This is a genomic window from Paenibacillus sacheonensis (assembly GCF_009909195.1).
Lineage (GTDB): Bacteria > Bacillota > Bacilli > Paenibacillales > Paenibacillaceae > Paenibacillus_Z > Paenibacillus_Z sacheonensis.
Genome location: NZ_JAAAMU010000030.1, coordinates 1 through 20118, shown reverse-complemented (window position 1 = coordinate 20118; position 20118 = coordinate 1). Strand labels below are relative to the sequence as shown.

The following is a 20118-nucleotide window of genomic DNA, read 5'->3' as shown; positions in this document are numbered from 1 at the left end:
AACAGCGCCCTGGAAAGGTGGAGGACATCATGCCAATCCGAAAATTATCGGCTCAGCGCCTATGGCTGCTCGCCGCGTATGTAGCCGCGGCGGCCGTGCTGTTCTGCGCGCCGCTCGTGTTGAGCGATTTTCGCCTTAACCTGCTTGCGAAATTTCTGGCTTACGCCATCGTGGCGCTCGGGCTTGATCTGATATGGGGCTATACCGGCATTCTCAGCTTGGGGCACGGCGTGTTCTTCGGACTCGGCGGCTATGCGATGGCGATGTACCTGAAGATGCAGGCCAGCGGCGGCAAGCTGCCGGACTTCATGGATTGGAGCGGGCTGACGAAGCTGCCGTGGTTCTGGAAGCCGTTTGAATTCCTGCCGTTCGCCATCGCGGCGGGCATCCTATTGCCCGCGATTCTTGCGCTTATTCTCGGTTATTTTACGTTCCGCAATCGCATTCGGGGCGTCTACTTCACGATTCTGACGCAGGCGCTCGTCATCATTACGACCACGCTATTCATCGGGCAGCAGGCGTATACGGGCGGTACCAACGGGCTTACGGGCTACAGCAAGCTGTTCGGCTACTCCCTCGGATCGCCGGAGACGAAGCGCTGGCTGTACTGGGTAACGGTGGCCGCGTTGATTGGCGCCTACCTGCTCTGCCGGGTCCTCGTGAAGAGCCGCTTCGGCAAAGTGCTGCGGGCGATCCGCGACGGGGAAAACCGCGTTCGCTTTATCGGCTACAATCCGGCCATTTATCAAATGGTCGCCTTCGCTTTCTCGGCTGCGCTCGCCGGTCTGGCGGGCATGCTGTTCGTCCTGCATGTCGGCATCATCTCTCCGTCCATGATGGGCATCGTCCCTTCGATTGAAATGGTGCTATGGGTCGCAATCGGCGGCAGAGGCACGCTGGTCGGAGCCGTGCTCGGAGCGGTCCTGCTCAATTACGCCAAGAGTACCTTTAGTGAATCGTACCCGAATATTTGGATCGTCTTCATGGGCGCGCTGTTCGTCGTCGTCGTCGTTTTCCTTCCGAAGGGAGCGGCAGGTCTGTTTGGCCAATTGAAACGACTTAGAAGGAGGAGGGCGTCCAATGAAGGAGCAGATGGAGTCCGTTATCCTGCAGTGTGACGACGTGACTGTCGATTTTGACGGGTTTAAAGCGGTACAGGGCATGAATCTGACGCTGGTGAAAGGGGAGCTTCGATTCCTGATCGGGCCGAACGGCGCGGGCAAGACGACGATGCTCGACGTCATCTGCGGCAAGACGAAGCCGGCGGCAGGCAAGGTGCTCTTCGGGAAAAGCGGCGGCATCGATATTACGCGGAGGAAAGAGCACCAGATCGCGGAGCTCGGCATCGGACGTAAATTCCAAACGCCGTCCATCTTCGCATCGCTCACCGTGCACGAGAACTTCGAAATCGCCATGAAGCAGAACCGGGGCGTGTTCGCGGCCATGCGCGCGAAGCTTCGCAAGGAAGACGGCGAGCGCATCGCGGCCCAGCTGGAAATGGTTGGACTCGCGGAGAAGTCGCAGTGGCGCGCGGGCGGGCTGTCGCACGGCGAGAAGCAGTGGCTCGAGATCGGCATGATGCTGCTGCAGGAGCCGGAGATTCTATTGCTCGATGAGCCCGTGGCGGGGATGACCGATAACGAGACCGAGAAGACCGGCGAGCTCCTGGAGGAGATTCGCAAGACGCAGTCGGTCATCGTGGTGGAGCATGACATGGAGTTCGTTCGGAATTTCGCGAGCTTCGTCACCGTGATGCACGAGGGCAAGCTCCTGAAGGAAGGATCGATGGAGGACGTCCAGCGCGATGATCGGGTGGCGGAAGTGTACTTGGGGAAAAGGCGGGATGTCGATGCTAGCCGTTCAACAGCTTGAAGCCGGTTATGGAGAAAGCGTGATCCTGCGCGGGGTCACGCTGCAGGTAAGACCGGGGCAGGTCGTCTGCCTGCTCGGGCGCAACGGCGTCGGCAAGACGACGCTGATGAAGAGCATCATGGGCGTAATCAAGGCGCGCAAGGGGACGGTGGCGTACAAGGGCAGCGATCTCACCAAGCGCGCACCGGGACAGCGGGCGAAAAAAGGGATCGGCTACGTGCCGCAAGGGCGGGAGGTATTCGCGCAGCTGACCGTGTTCGAGAACGTGCTGCTCGGTCTCGAAGCATCGACGGCAAAACGCAAGACGATTCCGGAATCGGCCATCGCGAAATTCCCGGTGCTCCAGGCGATGTACGGCCGCAGGGGCGGAGACCTCAGCGGAGGACAGCAACAGCAGCTTGCATTTGCGCGGGCGCTGGCGTCCGAACCCGATCTGCTGCTGCTCGACGAGCCTTGCGAAGGCATCCAGCCGTCCATCGTCGACGATATCCGGGATGTCATCCGTTCCATTAAGGCAGACGGGAAGACGGCGATCCTGCTCGTCGAACAGAGTTTGGAATTCGTGAAGAGCGTCGGCGACTACTTTTATATTCTGGAGAAGGGCGCCGTTGCTTGGGAAGGCAGCTTAGGCGATTTGAATGACGAAGTGATCCGGCACTACCTCACGGTTTAAATAAATCGGTCGTAATGTAATAAAACCTAACATGCATGTTGACACATCATGTGCCTCGCTCTTACAATAGAGACAAATGTAAGGTTATCTAACAATCGCATATTGGTTCCCGGCTTGCTGCATCACTTGGGAACGCCATGCTGTCTAGGGTTCCGTGACCGATTTCGGTCAGACTGGTCCAAGAGGCGGCGTATGGTCCGACGTTCCGCGTAGCTGCGGATGCGGCCATATAACACGGAAGGACAAAAGCCTGGGAGATCTCTCCTTAGGCTTTTTCTTTTTTCGGCAAGATCTGAAACGGCTGTTCGCCGATGCGCGGAGTCCGTTTCGTCTTCTACAAAGAGATGGGAGTAGGGAGAACATGAAAGTGATGAAACGATCGGTTGTGCTGCTTATGTTGGTTGCCATGCTCACGGTGCTTGCCGGCTGCGGAGATTCCAAGGAAACGTCCTCCGGTTCTTCGGATGATCCGATCACGATTGCGCTCAGCGCTTGGCCGGGCTGGTTCTTCTGGTACCTGGTCGACGAGAAAGGGTTCTTCGAGAAGCATGGCGTAAACGTCGAGCTGAAATGGTTCCCCGTGTACAGCGACTCCCTGCAGGCGCTCTCGACCGGCAAGGTGGACGCGAACAGCCAAACGCTCAGCGATACGCTCGCGCCGGCATCCAAGGGGATTGGCCTGAAGGCCGTCCTCGTCAACGACAACTCCTTCGGCGGCGATGCGATCGTCAGCAAGACGGGTATCGACTCCATCAAGGATCTCAAGGGCAAAACCGTCGCGACGGAGCTCGGAACGGTCGATCATCTGCTGCTCCTGACGGCGCTGGCTCAGAACGGCATGGACGAGAAGGATGTCAAGTATGTCAACATGACCGTGAACGATGCGGGCCCTGCCTTTATATCGGGCAAAACGGACGCTTCCGTCCTATGGGAGCCGTTCCAGACGACGGCGGTCAAAGAAGGCAAAGGCAAGGTGCTTTTCTCTTCCAAAGATACGCCGGGCCTCATCCCGGATCTGCTCGTCTTCCGCGACAGCGTCGTGGAGAAGCGTCCGGACGATATCCAGCATATCGTCGATGCCTGGTTCGATGCCCTGAATTATTTCAAGGACCATGAGGACGAAGCGATCGAACTGATGGCGAAGCATGCGGAGACGACGCCCGAAGACTTCAAGCTCGGCCTTGCGAGCATCAAGCTCTTCACGCCGCAGGACAACGTGAACGCCTTCGGCAAACGCGACGACTACACCTCGCTGGCTTATACCGCCAAAACGACGAACGAATTTCTGAAGAAGCTCGATATGGTGGATGAAATCAAAGACTACGACGCCTTGTTCGACGCCAGATTCGTAGAAAAAGCCGCTAAGGAGTGATGAGCCATGAACGCGCCTAGACGCCGCAAGCCCCATCGTTTTCAAATCTTCAAGGAGATCGGCGGGAGGCCGTTCGCCTTCACCGCAGGACTGTCCTTCGTGCTGATGCTGGCCTTGTGGGCCGTGCTGAGCTACACGAAGGCGGTCAATCCCGTCTTTCTGCCAACGCCGAGTCAGGTTATGGCAGAGATGACGAAGCAGCTTAGTTCAGGCGAGTATTGGAATTTTATCGGAATCAGCGTCTTCCGGGTATCGGCCGGTTTCGTCCTGGCCTGCATCGTCGGCATCCCGCTCGGCATCTTCGCCGGCACGTTCAAATACGCGGAAGCGCTCGTCGAGCCGCCCATGGAATTTATTCGTTACATGCCGGCGGTCGCCTTCATTCCGCTCATTATGGTATGGGCAGGGATCGGCGAGTGGGCCAAAATCCTGCTGATCTTCATCGGCTGTTTCTTCCAACTCGTGCTGATGGTCGCCGATAATACGCGCCGCGTCTCCGCGGACCTGCTGCAAGCTTCGTTCACGCTCGGCGCCGGGCGTTGGAAGGCGATCGAGACGGTTCTCATTCCCGCCATCCAACCGCAGCTGATGAATACGCTCCGCCTGATTCTCGGCTGGGCGTGGACCTACCTTGTCGTGGCCGAACTCGTCGCCGCCAACAGCGGTCTCGGCTATGCCATCATGAAGGCGCAGCGTTTCCTGAATACGGATCAAATCTTCGTCGGCATCATCGTCATCGGCCTGCTCGGCTTGATCAGCGATCGGATCTTCGCCTTCTTGAACCGCAGATTGTTCCCATGGGCCTAGGTCCAGGCTTAGGCTGCTCAAGGAACAGGCGTCGCAAGCAACTCCCGCCAAGGGAGAAGAAACGGGAGTGAATGTCATGGAAGCAGTCAAGCAGCAGATCCAAGCGCGCGAAGAGCCCGTTGTCCCGACATCCGGCAGCACGCGTGCCGCAGGGCAGCGCGGCGAGATTGTCATCGCGGGCCTCGGGAAAGTGTACGAATCGAAGAAAAGCCGCTTCGCGGCCTTGTCCGATATCGACCTGAGCATCGGATCCAATGAGTTCGTGACGGTCGTCGGCCCGTCGGGCTGCGGCAAATCGACCCTGCTGCGAATCGTGGCGGGATTGGATGAGCAGACGGATGGCTCCGTCACGTTGGACGGTAACGAGGTTATCGGTCCCGGAGCGGAACGCGGCATGGTGTTCCAAGGCTATACGTTATTCCCCTGGCTGACGGTGCGCGAGAATATCGAGTACGGACCGAAGCTGCAGGGCATCTCGACGCTGGAGCGCCGGGCGATCAGCAATTATTTTCTGAAGGTCATCAAGCTGGAGTCGTTCGCGGCCGCGTATCCGAAGCAGCTCTCCGGGGGCATGAAGCAGCGGGTTGCGATCGCCCGGGCGCTTGCCAACCGCCCGAAGGTGCTGCTCATGGATGAGCCGTTCGGCGCGCTCGACGCGCAGACGAAGCTGGATATGCAGGAAATGCTGCTCGAAGTATGGGAGAAAGAGAAGACGACGGTGCTCTTCATCACCCATGATATCGAAGAAGCGATCTTCCTCTCGCAGCGGATCGTCGTGATGGGCGCGAATCCGGGACGGATCCTGAAGACGTTCGACGTCAAGCTGCCCGCGCAGCGAACGCCGGAAGTACGGGAAATGCCCGCATTCCTTGCATTGCGGCGCGAGCTGGGACAGCTGCTGAAGCACTGATTGCACGAGTTGATTTCGAATTCGATACATGGAGGCGTGATCGTATGAGACGAGAAGGCAATGCAAGGCAATGGCAGGCCCGCGTATTGGCCGTGCTTGGTTTCGTGGTTACGCTGATGTTCTTTCGTCACCCTGCCGCTCGTTCATGAGCGGTTTTTTTTTATGCTCGGCGAGACTGAATAAGATCCGACAGGATCCCCGTCAGCTCCATATGGAGTTGATGGGGATCTTTCGGCTGCAGACGGAATGGATTCAGCTTGGAGAGGGCAGCGGTTATCTTTTTTCTACTATATCTCTGCTTTATCTCTACTGTGTTTCTACTGTATTTCCACTGCATTTCCACTGCATCAATAGGCCCTCTCTACCGCCCTTCCGTCACCCTGCGTTTGACCTTCCGACACCGCTTGGCCGAATTTGACCTTGGTCAGTCAACACGGTGCGGCCGGACAAAAACGACACATCGCCCACTTGTCAGCAGCGTTTGTAAAAGTATCGTAAAGCCTAGCGTTATGCGCTTTCATAGGAAGCGGAAAACGACATATTTACGAAGAATCGGACGATCGGCTACCGTAAGGATGCAAACGCTGACACATAGGGTTCGCCGCAGCGAATGGCAGAGCTTGAAAACGAAATCATCAAAACGACATCATGAAAACGAAATCATCAAAACGACATCATGACCATGAAATCAGGAAGGGGTGATCCTATGCAGGATACAAGAACGGCTATTGCGGGCGGTTCGGCATTGAGAACGGGACGGTCGACGGGACGCTCGAGGCGCACATGGAAGCGAATCCTTCAGAATTGGGAGTTGTATGTCTTCGTTGCGCCGGCGCTCATCTACTTCCTTATCTTCTGTTACGGACCGATGTACGGCATTCAAATCGCATTCAAGAACTTCATTCCGACAAAAGGGATTACGGGGAGCCCGTGGGTCGGCTTCGACCATTTCGTGCGCTTCTTTCATTCCTATTACTTCTGGGATTTGCTGTGGAACACCTTAAGCATCAGCTTGTACTCGCTCGCCGTCGGCTTTCCGATTCCGATCATACTGGCGCTCGCCTTCAACGAGGTGCGGAACGGCTTCTTCAAGAAAATGGCCCAGACGGTCACGTACGCGCCTCACTTTATCTCGATGGTCGTCATGGCCGGGATGATCATTACCTTCATCTCTCCGTCGACCGGCGTCATCACGCATATCATCGAAGGACTCGGCTTTCAATCGCCGGCTTTCCTCACCGATCCGCGCTGGTTCAAGACGATGTACGTCCTCTCGGACGTGTGGCAGAGCGCCGGCTGGGGCACGATCATCTATTTGGCGGCGCTCTCCGGCGTCGATCCCGGGCTTCATGAAGCCGCCATCATCGACGGCGCGACGCGGATGCAGCGCGTCCGTCATATCAATATCCCGACCCTGATGCCGACGATGACCATCCTCCTCATTCTAAGCATGGGCAGCTTGCTGGGCGTCGGCTTCGAGAAAATCTTGCTGCTCCAGAACCCGCTTAACATGACTTCGTCGGACGTCATCTCGACCTTCGTCTACCGCTCGGGTCTGGTGAGCGCCCAGTACAGCTTCTCGACGGCGATCGGCTTATTCAACTCCGTCATTAATGCGGTGCTGCTCATCGTCGTCAATCAGGTCGTCCGCCGTACGAGCGAGAACAGTTTGTGGTAGAGAGGAGGCCGTTTGCATGCTAACAGGCGTGAAAGAAAGCGGACGGGACAAAATATTTCTCATTTGCAATTATATCTATGTGTTTCTGGCCTTCCTGATCGTGTTTTATCCGCTGGTCTACATGGTCAGCGCCTCCATCAGCGATCCGAAGCTGGTCGGCTCGGGCGAGATGTGGCTGTGGCCGCGCGGCATTACGTTCGACGGATACAGGCGGGTGTTCGAGAATACGAACATTTGGGTCGGGTACAAGAATACGATCGTCTATACCGTCATCGGGACGCTGATTAACCTGGCGGTCACGCTGCCCGCGGCGTATGCCTTAAGCCGAAAGGACTTTGTCGGCCGCAATCTGTTCATGGGCTTGTTCATGGTCACGATGTTCTTCGGCGGCGGGCTGGTACCGACCTATCTGCTTATCAAGAAGCTGCACCTCATTAACACGATCGGAGCGATCGTGCTTCCTTCGGCCGCTTCGATCTGGAATATCATCGTCGCCCGCACCTTCTTCCAGAGCACGCTGCCCAGAGAGCTGCAGGAAGCGGCCCAGATCGACGGCTGCACCAACATGCGTTTGTTCTTGAAGATCATCCTGCCGCTGTCGATGCCGATCATTGCGGTCATGGCGCTCTTCTACGGCGTCGGCAATTGGAACAGCTACTTCTCGGCGATGATTTATTTAAACGAGCAGTCCAAATATCCGCTGCAGCTGGTGCTGCGCCAAATTCTCGTCCTGCAGGAGATGGCGGCGCAGGGCGGGGGCGCGATGGATGCATCCACGGCATCCGCGCTCAACAGCAAGGCGGAGATCGCCGCGCTCGTCAAATATGCCGTCATCATCGTAGCGACGGTACCCGTCATTGCCATTTATCCGTTTTTGCAGCGGTATTTCGTACAGGGTGTTATGATCGGTTCAGTGAAGGGCTGACCTGATCTTGCGATAGCGTGCACCAAGAACATATAGGGAGTTGTTGTCATGAAAAAGGTTCGCAAGGCATCATTGATCCTCCTCAGCCTCACGGCATCCGCACTGCTGCTTCAAGCCTGCGGTTCGAACTCGAACGGCGGCAATAACGGCGAAGCGAACGCCGGAACCAATGCCGGATCCAACGCCGGATCCAATGCGAATGCCGCTGAGGGAGGCGTAAAGAAAGAAGGCTTCCCGATCGTGGGCGAGCCGCTTACGCTCAAGCTGATGTCGCAGGACGCGGGCGTCGCCGATTGGAACAAAATGCCGGTCATGCAAGAGATGGAGAAGCTCTCGGGCATCCATATGGACTATCAGCTTTCGCCGATCGACAGCTTCGCGACGAAGAAGAACCTCATCTTCGCGAGCGGCGATTTGCCGGACATCTTCTATGCGGCCGATCTGACCCCCGCGGAGCAAGTCACGTACGGTACGCAGGGCGTGCTGGTGCCGCTGGAGAAGTATATCGATGGCGGCTACGCGCCGAATATCAAGAGCATCTTCGACCAGTACCCCGAAATCCGCAAGTCGTTCACGACGCCGGATGGTCATATCTATTCCCTGCCGAACATCGATCTGTCCGCCGTCTGGTACCGCGGCCCGATGTGGTACAACGGCAAGATGCTCAAAGCGCTGAACGTGACGGAGCTGCCGAAGACGACCGACGAGCTGTATGCGTTCCTGAAGCGCGTGAAGAACGAGGATCCGAACGGCAACGGCAAGCAGGACGAGGTGCCGCTCACTTCCGTCAAGCTGGACGATCTGCGGATGTACTTCCTCGGCTTCTGGGGCATTTATAACGAGGTGTATTACGCCGACAAGGACGGAAAAGTCCATTACACGCCGCAGGAAGAGGGCTATAAAGGCTATCTGACGTTCTTGAACCGTCTATGGAAGGACGATCTGCTGGACCACGAAACCTTCTCGCAGACGCCGGAGCAGAAGAAAGCCAAAGGGACGAACAACCAAGTCGCCCTGTTCAACGACTGGTTCCCGTACTTCACGCTGGGCGGCGAGCCTAGCGGCGACAATCCCCTGATGACGCCGGTGAAGAGCGAAGTGGCGGGATCCCCGGTTTACGGCAAGCATCCGGGCATTTCGACCAACGGCACCTTTGCCATCTCCAGCTCGAACCCGTCGCCGGAAGCGTCGATGCGCTGGATCGACTACCAATACGGCTACGAGGGCGCGACGCTGTTCTCGCAGGGGCCGGAGAACTTGCTGTGGAAATATAAGAATAAAGAGACGCACGAGAAAGAATGGCTTCCGGTCGAGGGAGGCAAAGACCGCGAAGAGGTACGCGGGACGCTTACGCCGAACTTCGGCATCGTGAATCCGGGCATGAGCTCGGCAGAGCTGACGAAAGGGCTGAAGAGCGATTTCGACCGCTGGCTGGACAAGGAAAACGCGGACAAGCTGACGCCGATCGCGAAATCGCCGTTCCCGAACGTCTATCTGACGAATGAAGAACAGACGGAAGCGACGACGCTGCTGGCCGATCTGAGCACGTACGTGCAGCAGATGGAAGCCAAATTCGTAACCGGGCAAGAGCCTCTGTCCAACTGGGACAAGTATGCGGCGCAGCTGAAGAAGATGGGCAGCGACCGGATCGTCGAGCTGTACCAAAGCGCGTACGATCGCTAGATGCGAGCGAGCAGCAAGCCTATAGCGAAAAGCTAGCGAACAGGCATGCCAAAGCAAGCCAAAGCAGGGCAGAAAGCATGCCGAAGCAAGCCGACGCGAGCCGAAAGCAAGCTATAGCAAGCCTGGAAAAAGCAAATAGCCAACCTTGCCCGGTAGACGGGGGTTGGCTATTCTCTTATTTTATTGCTGTTCCGGGCGTGTTCGGCTCCTATTCATCATCGCCCTCCGGCAGCTGCCGGGCTTCGCCGTTCTCGGCAAACAGCTTGCGGTACTGCCCCGGCGTATAGCCGGTTTCCTTCTTGAATTTCCGCGTGAAGTTGGGCGTATCCTGGTAGCCCACGCGCTGAATGATGTCCTTGAGCGGATTGCCCGTCGTACGCAGCTGGAGGCGGACCTCTTCAAGCCGCTTCTGCCATACATACTGGAGGAAATTAACCCCGATCTTCTCCTTGAAGGAGCGGCTGACATGCGACGGCGAGACGCCGAACGTGAAGGCGACGCTCTCGAGGCTGAGCGAATGATCGGCATAGCGCTCATCGATGTAGGCCGCGATACGGTCCATGAGCGACTGTTCTTCTTTCAACGCGTTCTGCTCCACATGGCTGCAGATTCCGGAGGCGAGGCTTAGGAAGCTGCGTTCCAGCTCGTCGAGCGAATTGCCGAAGATCGCCGCCGGCGACATATCCTGAACGACGCTGTGAATGCCGAGCTCGGAGGCGGTCTTGAGCATCGTATTGAGCAGATCGAAGCAGACGCAGCGCGTGAGCAGGGCGGAAGCGGAAGTGGCGTGCAGGCTCTGGATCGCCGAGCCGATGATTTGGGCGGCGACATCGTAGCTGCCCTGCTTCAAGCTTTGCGAGAGCTTCATCAGCGTATGGTTCGGAATCCAGTCCGCCCGATCCGGCGCATCCGACAACAGCTCGAAATAGGTCACGGTTCCGAAGCCGGCCGAGGACCGCAGCTCGAATGCCGAACAGGCCTCGATGAAGGATTGGTTCAGCTGATCCGGGCTTTCGTAGCAGTTGCCGACGCCGATGATCGGCACGGTGCCGGCAATGTCGGCCAATCGGCCCTGGACCGCCTCGACGATCCGGCGGACGCGGCCGAATGTCTCTGCCCCGGCGTCCAGATCGAAGCTGATAATCAATCCCAGCTGGTCGAGCTGCGGCAGTTCGACGCCGTATCCGGACGCCTGCAGTTCAGGGAGCTCGATCTGGTTCAGCAGCTGGATGATTGCCTGACGCTCCTGCCTGTCGTTCGGAGAATCGCCGGGCTCGCCGGATCCGATGACGGCAACGAAGTGATGCGAACGATCGAAGCGAAGGCCGAAGGACTGCTGCAGCTCGGGAGACAGGCTCTGCGCATTGCCGTACTTCAGCAGCATCGATAGAAAATGATTGCGCGCGAAGGGCTCCTGAAGGTCGACGCGCGAGCTGTATTCCTGCAGCGCGGAACGTATCCGGTCGAGCTCGTTGACGGGCGCGGCGGCGTCGGGGCTGCCATGCGGACGCTTCGCGTTCGACTTCGAGGCCGCGAATTCCACCAGCATCGATATCGGCTGATACTGCATGCGGGCCAGCAAGAGCGCGATCGCCGCTCCAGCCAGGACGATGATCGAGAACAGCAGGATGATGAAGCTGCGCACGTGCAGCACGGTGCTGAAGAACTGCGAGCTCGGCATCGCCGTCACGTAAGTCCAGCCGTTCGTTTCCGATTTGACGGAGACGATCGAATGCGGCTGGCCGTTGATCGTGCGGTCGTGAATCCCCGGCGCAAGGTCGATCAGGGAAGCCGCGGCAGAGGCGGATAAGGCCTCGTCCTGCCGGTTGTCGACAAGAACGCGTCCTTCGTTATCCAAGATGTAGGTCAGTCCCCGATAGCTGCCGAGCACGGTATCGATCAGGCTGGAAAGCTCGGATTCCCGGATCAGGTACATCACCGTTCCGTGCGGAACCGGATTGTTCGGCGTAATGGGAATGAGATAGGCCAGCAAGCGTTCCGCCATGTTCGAAGACTTCGTCACCGTATCGGCCGGCCGCATCGTCGGGTATTTGACCGCGTTCAAATCCTCGAACAGCTTGTCCGTCGGCCAGCTCTTGAAGCTGAAGGTGTTGCCGAAGACGTCCAGATTGTACAGGCCTTTGCTCGAGTAGATCTTCCCGTCCTTGTGGAAGAAGAGGTAGATCTCGTCGATGATCGAGCTCGTCGACTTGTATTGATCCAACGCCTGAATCGCTTCGCCGCTGAAGATCGGGTCATGGACCCGGTAGGGCGTCAACCGCTTGTCGTAGGAGACGCGCGAGGCGATCTCGCTCAGCTCCTTGACCCGGCCGTCGACGACTACCTTGGCCTGCGTCAGCTGATTCAGCCGGGACTGTTCGATTTCGGTTCGCAGATTGGAGACGGCGTTTTGATAAATGAAAATCGTCATGAGTACCAGCGGAATAAGCAGGATGAACAAGTACGACCAGATGTATTTCAAAAAAAGCCTGGATTTAAAGTAATTCTTCTTCAAACAAGCTGCCCCCCGTACTGCCGTCATTACTATGCATCCCATCATACCAACAATTTATTTTTTTGCACATAGAACGAATCGAAACGGGGGAATGGACATGAACCGAAGCGGAGTGCCGGAGCCGAAGATCGCATACGCTCCCGAACGATACGTATGCCGGCGCGCGCAAGGGCCGCTGGAGCTGGACGGCCGTATCGACAAGCCGTTCTGGGCGGCGGCGGAATGGACCGAGGATTTCGTCGATATCGAGGGCGATCTCAAGCCTATGCCCGCGAAGCGAACCCGGGCGAAAATGCTGTGGGACGACGAGTTCTTTTACTTCGCGGCCGAGTTGGTCGAGGACCAGATCTGGGCGACGTTGACGGAGCGCGACGCGGTCATTTTCTATGACAATGATTTTGAAATCTTTATCGATCCCGACGGAGATTCCCATCAGTATTACGAATTCGAGATCAACGCCTTGAACACGGTTTGGGATTTGCTGCTGGTGAAGCCTTACCGGGACGGAGGCCCGCCGGTGAACGGCTGGGATATTAACGGCTTGAGGACCGCCGTGCACATCGACGGCAAGCTTAACGACCCTTCCGCGGTTAATCGAAAGTGGAGCGTCGAGGTCGCGATGCCTTGGACGAGCCTGCGGGAATGCGCGACTGGTGGCCGGCCGCCGAGCGCCGGCGAATTCTGGCGCGTTAATTTCTCGCGCGTCGAATGGCAGGCCGAGGCGCGAGGCAGCGAATACCGCAAAGCGATCAACCCGGAGACGGGCAAGCCGTTTCCCGAAGACAATTGGGTGTGGTCCCCGATGGGCATCGTGAACATGCATTATCCGGAGCTGTGGGGCTACGTCGTCTTCGCCGATGGAGACGGAAAACCTTCGTCGTTCGTGCTGCCGGCGGACGAGCGGATCAAGTGGGAGCTGCGCAGGCTGTATTACCGCGAACGCAATTATTTCGAGGCGCACGGGGAGTTCACCCAAGACGCGAAGCTGCTTATGGACGGAGATTCTTGGACGATCGAACCCGCCATCGAGACGACGCGCAGTCTGTTCCAAATTAACGCACCGTCCGCGGACGGACAATCCGTGATATGCATCCGGGAGGACGGGAAGCTGTGGAAGGAGCAAGCCGAGTGAACGAACAGACATCCGTATTCTCGCTGGATCAATGCGAGATGGCGCGAATCGAGCGGAAATTCCGCGAGAAGGAAGTGCTCGCGGAGGCCCGCAGGCAGGAGCTCTTCGCTGTCTTCCAAGAAGCGCTGACCGAAGAGGAAATTTGGGCATTAAAGTACTTATTCGCGTATATGCCCGTGAACGACATGGCGGATTATGATGGCTCGCTGTTCTTAAGCCATGTCCGATGTACGCTGGATATCCGCAGAACGGCGCCTTGGGGCGATCGGGTGCCGGATCATCTGTTCTTGCATTTCGTGCTGCCTTATCGGGTGAATACGGAGAATATCGAAGATTCCCGCGGGGAGCTGCATGATCAACTGGCGGGCCGCACGGCGCATTTGTCGATGAAGGATGCCATCTTGGAGACCAACTATTGGTGCCATGAGAAAGCAACTTACGTGGGCAGCGATCTGAGAACGCTGTCGCCGCGCTCCATGATCCGGAACGCGCGCGGACGCTGCGGCGAAGAATCGACGCTGGCCGTGGCCGCGCTCCGTAGCATCGGCATTCCCGCCCGCCAGGTGTACACGCCCCGCTGGGCCCATTGCGACGATAATCATGCCTGGGTGGAAGCCTGGGCGGACGGGCAGTGGCATTACATCGGAGCGTGCGAGCCGGAAGCGAGGCTCAACCAGGGCTGGTTCACGCCTCCGGCACGGCGGGCCATGCTGGTGAATACGCGAGTGTACGCGGATTATCCGGGCCCCGAGGCGATTACCCTGGCCGACGAATGGTTTACGGAGATCAATCTGTTGGATCTATACGCGCCGACGCGCGACATTCAGGTGGTCGTGACGAACGGGCGCGGCGAGCCTGTCGCCGGGGCTGAAGTTCATTTCGAACTGTACAACATGGCTGAATTGTTCCCGATCGCCTCCGTGCCGACGAACGATCAGGGCATGGCCGCATTCAAGACCGGGCTCGGCGACCTGGTCATTCGCGCCGTGAAGGACGGCAAGTGGGGCGAAGTCAAAATTTCGGTGAAGGACTGCGCCTCGGTCGATATGGTATTGGATGCGTCCGAGCAGCCGTCCGGCATCGCGGAATTCGATATGGTGCCGCCTCCCGAACGCGAAGGAGAAGCCGCGGAGCCGCTAACCGCGGCGCAGATCGAGCGGCATAACGGCCGTCTGGAGGAAGGCACGAAGATTCGGACCGACTATGAGTGCACCTTCCAAGGGAAAGAGGCAGCATTTCGTCTCGCAGCGGCCGTTGGACTGCCGCCGGACCGCGTATGGAACGTGCTTCGTACGGCCCGCGGCAACGGCGCGGAGATCGCCGCGTTCCTGCGGGAACGCTCGGGCGAATACGGGGAGTGGCCGCTGCGTCTGCTGGAATCGCTGCATGACAAGGATCTGACGGACACGTTCCGTCCGGTACTGGAGGATCATCTAATCGGCGCGCTGGCGATGCGCGCCGAGATGCGCGCTGGGATCGGCGAGGAAGAATTCGTCCGCTACGTGCTTTGCCCGCGGGTGCTGCACGAGATGCTCGTTCCTTATCGGCGGCTCTTTCGGGAGGCGTTCACTACGGAGGCAATCGCGGCATTCCGGTCCGATCCATCCGAGTTGGTTCGGAATCTGCAGGATAACTTCGGCATATGGCAGGACATACCGAACTTATCGGGGAGAGGGAACCCGGCGGGAACGTACAAGTTGAAGAAAGGCGACCCGTTGTCGCTGGATATCCTGTTCGTGGCCGTCTGCCGGAGCCTTGGCATCCCGGCGCGCCTGCACCCGAGCGAGCAGAAGCCGCAGTATATGGAGCAAGGTAGCTGGCTGGACGCCGTATTGAACGATACTTCTTCCGGCGATCGGGAGCGTCGGACAGTCGGCAGGCTTCGGCTGCATAGAGATGCGGCTTCACCGGATGCGCCGGCCGCTTCCTATGCCGAGAATTTCACCTTTGCCCGCTTGGAACGAGGCAGCTACAAGACGCTGGTATATCCGCACGGGATGAAAGAGGTTTACGAAGAGCCGTTCGAAGTCGAACCCGGGCCATACCGGTTAACGTCCGGTATCCGTATGAAGGACGGCACGGTCAAGGTGCGGCTTGCGTACTTTACCGTTCAAGCGGGGGAGACGACGGACGTAACCCTGACCTTCCGCGAGACGGCGGTCGACATTCCGGATCTTGGCGCTTTCGACCGCAGCAGGCCGATCGCGCGGCTGGACGGTGAGGGCGCCGCATGGGAGGACCTTCTTGAAGCGGATAGACGAGGCGCTATCGTGGCTTGGATCGAACCGGAGCGGGAGCCGAGCAAACATCTGCTCCGGGAATTGAGCGAGCTGTCCGAACCGTTTGACGGGCTGGGGATTCCGATCGTTTTGCTGATCGGCGATTCGGAGCGGACGGCTTCCTTCGATCCCGCCCATTATCCGAAGCTGCCGCTCCGGACGGTGTTCATGCTGGAAACCAGCGGCGTTCCCCTGCCGGACAGGCTTATTCAATCAGCGGCGAGAGAAGCGGGATTCCCGCATCTATTCGTCGCGGACAGCCAAGACCGGATTCGGTACGCCGCCTCCGGGTACAAGATCGGCATGGGACGAGAAGCGATGCAAATCATAACGGGCCTAGCCTGATCAATCGAGAGTGGAGTGAACTGCGAATGTCCAACAAGCATATCAAGGTGGGCTATGTCGTCGACGAGGCGATGCCGGAGATGACGCGGGAGGATCTGCTGAAGCTTACCCACATCAACGTTGCGTTCGGCCACGTTCGCGAGGACGAGATCGTAACGGACCATCTGAAGCATGCGGAGGTGATCCATGAATGGAAGCAAGCGCATCCGGAATTGAAGGTGCTCTTGTCCGTTGGCGGCTGGAGCGCCGGGGGGTTCTCGGAAGCGGCCTCGACCGAGTCGGGCAGGAGGAAGATGGCGGACTCGGCCGTTCGCGTGCTGACGACGCGGCCTTTTGACGGAATCGATCTGGATTGGGAATATCCGTGCTACGCCGAGGCAGGGATCGCGTCGAATCCTGCGGACAAAGAGAACTTCACGCTGCTGCTCCGAACGATTCGCGAAGAACTGGACGCGCTCGGCTCGCGCGATAAGCGCCACTATTTGCTCACCATTGCGGCGGGCGCGGACCAGTATTACGTCGACGGCACGGAGATGGACCAAGCGCAGCGCTATCTGGATTACGTGCAGCTGATGACGTACGACATGCGCGGCGGATTCCAGGTGCTTACCGGTCATCATACGAATTTATATACGCCTGCCGGGGACTTGTTCCGGATCAGCACGGACGCTTCCGTCCGCATCTTCGTCGGCGCCGGCGTGCCCAAGGAGAAGATCGTCATTGGCGCGGCTTTCTACTCCAGACAATGGAACCAGGTTCCGGACCATAATCAAGGCCTCCACCAGATGGCAGGCACTACGGGGGGATACGGACCTTCTTTTACGGAGCTGGCCGCTCATTATATCGGTCAGTCGGGCTATGTCCGCTATTGGGATGAAGAGGCTTGCGCGCCGTACCTGTTTAACGGATCGAGCTTCATCTCTTATGAAGACGAGCAGTCCATCGCGCGCAAGTGCGCGTACGTGAAGGATCAAGGCCTCGCGGGCATCATGTTCTGGGAGTACGGCTGCGATAAGACGCACCGGCTGCTGGAGGCCATCGATCAAGGTCTCTCGGGCGAATCATAAACATCGTCTGCATCGGCCATTCCTAACTGAAGGGATGGCTTTTTTACGTGATTTTCCGAATGGCAACATCTACCGCCTTCGCCTTTTGCAGGCGAGGCTTGCCGAGGCGCCAGATGATGGATTCCGGCGTCCCGCGCAATGCATAAGAAAATGGGAGGGGATGAATACTATGGTCAGTTCGCTAAACACCTCTTTCAAGGATTCTCTCCTCTTGAATAATAAAGCAGCACCAGCTTCCAAACGTGTCCAGTCAAATTCAAAACCTTCCAAGGAAAGTGGGGCAACTAGAACATGAAAGCAACTGGAATTGTCCGCCGCATCGATGATCTCGGACGGGTCGTCATCCCTAAGGAGATCCGTCGTACACTGCGTATACGCGAGGGCGACCCGCTGGAAATATTCGTTGATCGCGACGGCGAAGTCATTCTTAAGAAGTATTCCCCCATCGGCGAGCTCGGCGATTTTGCGAAGGAGTATGCGGAATCCTTATCGGAGAGCACGAGTCATATTACGCTTATTACGGATCGCGATAATATCATCGCCGTAGCGGGCGCGCCGAAGAAAGAATATCTGGAGAAACAGATCGGGGCCATGCTGGAGAGCTGCATGGAGAACCGGAAGACGCTCGTGGAAGCCGGAGGCGGGTCGTTCGAAGTCGTGAAGGATATCGGGGAGACGTTCAGCTCCTTCGTGGCGGCGCCGATCGTGGCGGGCGGCGATCCGATCGGCACGGTTGTCCTGCTGAGCAAGGACGAAGCGGTCAAGATGGCGCAGATGGAAACGAAGATGGCGGAGACCGCAGCGGGTTTTCTAGCCAAACAAATGGAGCAGTAATCCGCTGCGGCCCCAGCTAAGCTTCCTTGAAGGACAAGCCTTCAGGGGAGCTTTTTTGCCGTCTTCGGTCGACTTGGGCCTTCGTTCGGACTCATCCCGCCTGCGTTTAGGGTATAATGGGGGCAGGAGAAGAGACGGGCAGGTGCAGAAGTTGAAGCAAAAGCAACAGGAGCGCGCCGTTGCCGGCAAGGGTGCCGGGCGTACGACATTCCGCGGGGAGGCGGATGCGCTGGCAACGGGCGAATCGTACGCGGCTATGAGCGGTGCACGGGCGGAATTGGCGGAAGCCCATGGGTCGGAAGCCGGTGAAGCACAGCCGGACCGCGGCTATACGGTGCCGGACGGCGAGGCCGCTGCGGGACGGCCGTTCGCGAAGCGGCGAGGCGGGGGACAGAGCGGCGATGGGCCGCGGTTTATGAAAGGCGCCGCATTGATGGGGGCTGCCATGGCGGTCAGCAAGACGCTCGGCACGCTGCAGAAGATACCGCTTCAGAATATCGCCGGCGATCGCGTCTTCGGGATTTATAACGCCGTCTATCCGATCTACCAGCTGCTGCTCGTCATGGTGACGGCAGGCTTTCCGGTTGCCGTGTCGCTGCTTGTCGCGGAGCGGGACACCGCCGGCGATCAAGAAGGCTCGGCGCGCGTGCTGCGGGCAAGCGTCTGGCTCCTGACAGCGGGCGGCATTGCCGGATTTCTGCTGCTGTGGACCGGATCGAGCCAAGTGGCCGGCTGGCTGGGCGACAGCGCGGCGGCGCCCGCGGTGCGGGCATCGGCGCTTGCGTTCTGGGTCGCCCCCGCCATGGCGGCGTTCCGCGGGTATTACCAAGGGCGCGGCCGCATGCTGCCGTCGGCCGTATCGCAGCTCTCCGAGCAGACGGTACGGGTCGCCGGGATGCTGGCGCTCCTCCTGCTCGGCTGGTATTACGGCTGGGCGGATGATCGGCTCGCCGCCGGTGCGACGGCGGGCTCGGCCATCGGCGGGACGGCGGGCCTAGCCGTCATTGCTGGCTATTGGCTGCGGGAAGAGAGGAGGACCTCGGGAGCAGCAGGCGGAACCGGACGCGTCCTTTCACCAGAACGTGGACAGGCTTCGGGGCAAGGTCGAATGGCTGCGGACGGGCCCGGACATGCTGGGGACCAAGCAGGGGCGATCGCGGAAGAGGAAAGACCGGCTTGGGCGCATGACCCGGCGATACGGATTAACGGCGTGCCGGCTGGTGAGCATAGACGGAATCAGGAGCGGCAGGCGCCGATAAAGGGGAGCCTCGTTCGAGTTGAAGCGGCGGGTAAGCATGAAGCTGGCGAAGGCACCTCGGGACAGTCGAAGGCGATACGGGATAACCGCGTTCTTGAAACGACAGAACGCTATTCCGTGCAGCCGGATGTCGAACGACCAAGCCTGCTCGCGTTGATGCGTCGGCTGGCGCGGCTGGCCGTGCCCGTAACGCTGGGCGCTCTTGCGGTACCGGCGCTGAATGTCGTGGATGCGTTCACCGTTCCGCGGCTGCTGCATGGAACCGGCCTTGGCCAGGACGAGGCGATGACGCTCTTCGGCCTGTACAGCCGGGGCCAGCCGCTCGTTCAGCTGGTCGTCATGATTGCCGGCGCCGTAGGCGGGGCGTTCGTCCCCGCGCTGGCACGCTCCCGCGCGAGCGGGGACGCGGCCGCCGTCCGGCAGCAGGGGGGCCTCATCCTGCGCGCCGCGTGGGGCGTCGGCGCAGCCGCGGTCTTGGGGCTCGTGCTGCTGGCCGAGCCCATCGATATCATGCTGTACGCGGACGCCGCCGGCACGCGCACGTTCGCCCTTGTCGGGTGCACGGCGCTTGCGGGCACCGTCAGCGCGCTCGCGGCGGCCGTGCTCCAGGGGCTGGGGGCGGTCCGCACCCCCGCCCTGCTCATGCTGGCCGCGGCGGGGTTGAAGGCGGCGCTCAATGCCGCCCTCGTGCCGGCGTTCGGCACGGCCGGCGCCGCCTGCGCCGGCATCGCTGCGCTCACGGCGGCCGCCCTGCTGGGCTCGGCGGCC

At 59.0% G+C, this 20118-nt stretch carries 15 protein-coding genes and 1 riboswitch; of the genes, 14 read left to right on the top strand and 1 reads right to left on the bottom strand.

Going from position 1 to position 20118, the window contains the following annotated elements; all coding sequences use genetic code 11:
- The first annotated feature begins 29 nt into the window (after positions 1 to 29).
- From urtC to GT003_RS30485, 9 genes are all read left to right on the top strand, one after another.
- Positions 30 to 1118, top strand: coding sequence for an urea ABC transporter permease subunit UrtC (urtC, locus tag GT003_RS30525; protein ID WP_161705179.1), 1089 nt, complete (start codon positions 30 to 32; stop codon positions 1116 to 1118).
- The gene (gene urtD, locus GT003_RS30520; protein WP_239566171.1) at positions 1081 to 1872 is read left to right on the top strand and encodes an urea ABC transporter ATP-binding protein UrtD; all 792 of its coding nucleotides are present in this window, start codon (positions 1081 to 1083) and stop codon (positions 1870 to 1872) included. The genes urtC and urtD overlap by 38 nt, the downstream gene beginning before the upstream one ends.
- Positions 1850 to 2545, top strand: coding sequence for an urea ABC transporter ATP-binding subunit UrtE (urtE, locus tag GT003_RS30515; RefSeq protein ID WP_161705177.1), 696 nt, complete (start codon positions 1850 to 1852; stop codon positions 2543 to 2545). The genes urtD and urtE overlap by 23 nt, the downstream gene beginning before the upstream one ends.
- A gap of 133 nt (positions 2546 to 2678) precedes the next feature.
- Positions 2679 to 2804, top strand: a riboswitch (guanidine-I (ykkC/yxkD leader).
- Positions 2805 to 2915: 111 nt separating this feature from the next.
- Positions 2916 to 3917, top strand: a complete 1002-nt coding sequence (locus tag GT003_RS30510; RefSeq protein WP_239566170.1) for an ABC transporter substrate-binding protein — start codon at positions 2916 to 2918, stop codon at positions 3915 to 3917.
- A gap of 6 nt (positions 3918 to 3923) precedes the next feature.
- Positions 3924 to 4724 carry an ABC transporter permease gene (locus tag GT003_RS30505; RefSeq protein ID WP_161705173.1) on the top strand — a complete coding sequence of 267 codons (801 nt, stop codon included), beginning with the start codon at positions 3924 to 3926 and terminating at the stop codon, positions 4722 to 4724.
- Positions 4725 to 4800: 76 nt separating this feature from the next.
- The gene (locus GT003_RS30500) at positions 4801 to 5634 is read left to right on the top strand and encodes an ABC transporter ATP-binding protein (protein ID WP_161705171.1); all 834 of its coding nucleotides are present in this window, start codon (positions 4801 to 4803) and stop codon (positions 5632 to 5634) included.
- Between the two features lie 706 nt (positions 5635 to 6340).
- Positions 6341 to 7312, top strand: coding sequence for an ABC transporter permease (locus tag GT003_RS30495; protein WP_161705169.1), 972 nt, complete (start codon positions 6341 to 6343; stop codon positions 7310 to 7312).
- Between the two features lie 16 nt (positions 7313 to 7328).
- Entirely contained in the window at positions 7329 to 8237 is a 909-nt protein-coding gene (locus GT003_RS30490; RefSeq protein ID WP_161705167.1) for a carbohydrate ABC transporter permease, read from the top strand.
- A gap of 48 nt (positions 8238 to 8285) precedes the next feature.
- Positions 8286 to 9920: a type 2 periplasmic-binding domain-containing protein gene (locus GT003_RS30485; RefSeq protein ID WP_161705166.1), complete on the top strand. Its 1635-nt coding sequence runs from the start codon at positions 8286 to 8288 to the stop codon at positions 9918 to 9920.
- A 208-nt stretch (positions 9921 to 10128) separates the two neighbouring features.
- Here the strand turns inward: GT003_RS30485 and GT003_RS30480 are convergent, their stop codons facing one another.
- The gene (locus GT003_RS30480) at positions 10129 to 12462 is read right to left on the bottom strand and encodes a helix-turn-helix domain-containing protein (RefSeq protein ID WP_239566169.1); all 2334 of its coding nucleotides are present in this window, start codon (positions 12460 to 12462) and stop codon (positions 10129 to 10131) included.
- Between the two features lie 70 nt (positions 12463 to 12532).
- Here GT003_RS30480 and GT003_RS30475 point away from each other — a divergent pair, with 70 nt between their 5' ends.
- The 5 genes from GT003_RS30475 to GT003_RS30455 all read left to right on the top strand — a co-directional run.
- Positions 12533 to 13567 (top strand): carbohydrate-binding family 9-like protein, encoded by a 1035-nt coding sequence (locus GT003_RS30475; protein WP_161705164.1) that lies wholly within the window; start codon positions 12533 to 12535, stop codon positions 13565 to 13567.
- Positions 13564 to 16191 carry a transglutaminase domain-containing protein gene (locus GT003_RS30470; protein WP_161705162.1) on the top strand — a complete coding sequence of 876 codons (2628 nt, stop codon included), beginning with the start codon at positions 13564 to 13566 and terminating at the stop codon, positions 16189 to 16191. Before GT003_RS30475 ends, GT003_RS30470 begins: the two co-directional genes overlap by 4 nt.
- A gap of 26 nt (positions 16192 to 16217) precedes the next feature.
- On the top strand, positions 16218 to 17258 hold the full coding sequence (locus GT003_RS30465; protein ID WP_161705160.1) for a glycoside hydrolase family 18 protein: 1041 nt from the start codon (positions 16218 to 16220) through the stop codon (positions 17256 to 17258).
- 291 nt (positions 17259 to 17549) lie between these two features.
- Positions 17550 to 18092: a stage V sporulation protein T gene (gene spoVT, locus GT003_RS30460; protein WP_161705158.1), complete on the top strand. Its 543-nt coding sequence runs from the start codon at positions 17550 to 17552 to the stop codon at positions 18090 to 18092.
- Between the two features lie 151 nt (positions 18093 to 18243).
- A partial coding sequence (locus GT003_RS30455; protein ID WP_161705156.1) for a polysaccharide biosynthesis protein occupies positions 18244 to 20118 on the top strand: 1875 nt, incomplete at its 3' end.

Coding starts and splice junctions, on each gene's coding strand:
- urtC (WP_161705179.1), top strand. CDS start 30: ATGCCAATCCGAAAATTATCGGCTCAGCGCCTATGGCTGCTCGCCGCG.
- urtD (WP_239566171.1), top strand. CDS start 1,081: ATGAAGGAGCAGATGGAGTCCGTTATCCTGCAGTGTGACGACGTGACT.
- urtE (WP_161705177.1), top strand. CDS start 1,850: ATGCTAGCCGTTCAACAGCTTGAAGCCGGTTATGGAGAAAGCGTGATC.
- GT003_RS30510 (WP_239566170.1), top strand. CDS start 2,916: ATGAAACGATCGGTTGTGCTGCTTATGTTGGTTGCCATGCTCACGGTG.
- GT003_RS30505 (WP_161705173.1), top strand. CDS start 3,924: ATGAACGCGCCTAGACGCCGCAAGCCCCATCGTTTTCAAATCTTCAAG.
- GT003_RS30500 (WP_161705171.1), top strand. CDS start 4,801: ATGGAAGCAGTCAAGCAGCAGATCCAAGCGCGCGAAGAGCCCGTTGTC.
- GT003_RS30495 (WP_161705169.1), top strand. CDS start 6,341: ATGCAGGATACAAGAACGGCTATTGCGGGCGGTTCGGCATTGAGAACG.
- GT003_RS30490 (WP_161705167.1), top strand. CDS start 7,329: ATGCTAACAGGCGTGAAAGAAAGCGGACGGGACAAAATATTTCTCATT.
- GT003_RS30485 (WP_161705166.1), top strand. CDS start 8,286: ATGAAAAAGGTTCGCAAGGCATCATTGATCCTCCTCAGCCTCACGGCA.
- GT003_RS30480 (WP_239566169.1), bottom strand. CDS start 12,462: ATGACGGCAGTACGGGGGGCAGCTTGTTTGAAGAAGAATTACTTTAAA.
- GT003_RS30475 (WP_161705164.1), top strand. CDS start 12,533: ATGAACCGAAGCGGAGTGCCGGAGCCGAAGATCGCATACGCTCCCGAA.
- GT003_RS30465 (WP_161705160.1), top strand. CDS start 16,218: ATGTCCAACAAGCATATCAAGGTGGGCTATGTCGTCGACGAGGCGATG.
- spoVT (WP_161705158.1), top strand. CDS start 17,550: ATGAAAGCAACTGGAATTGTCCGCCGCATCGATGATCTCGGACGGGTC.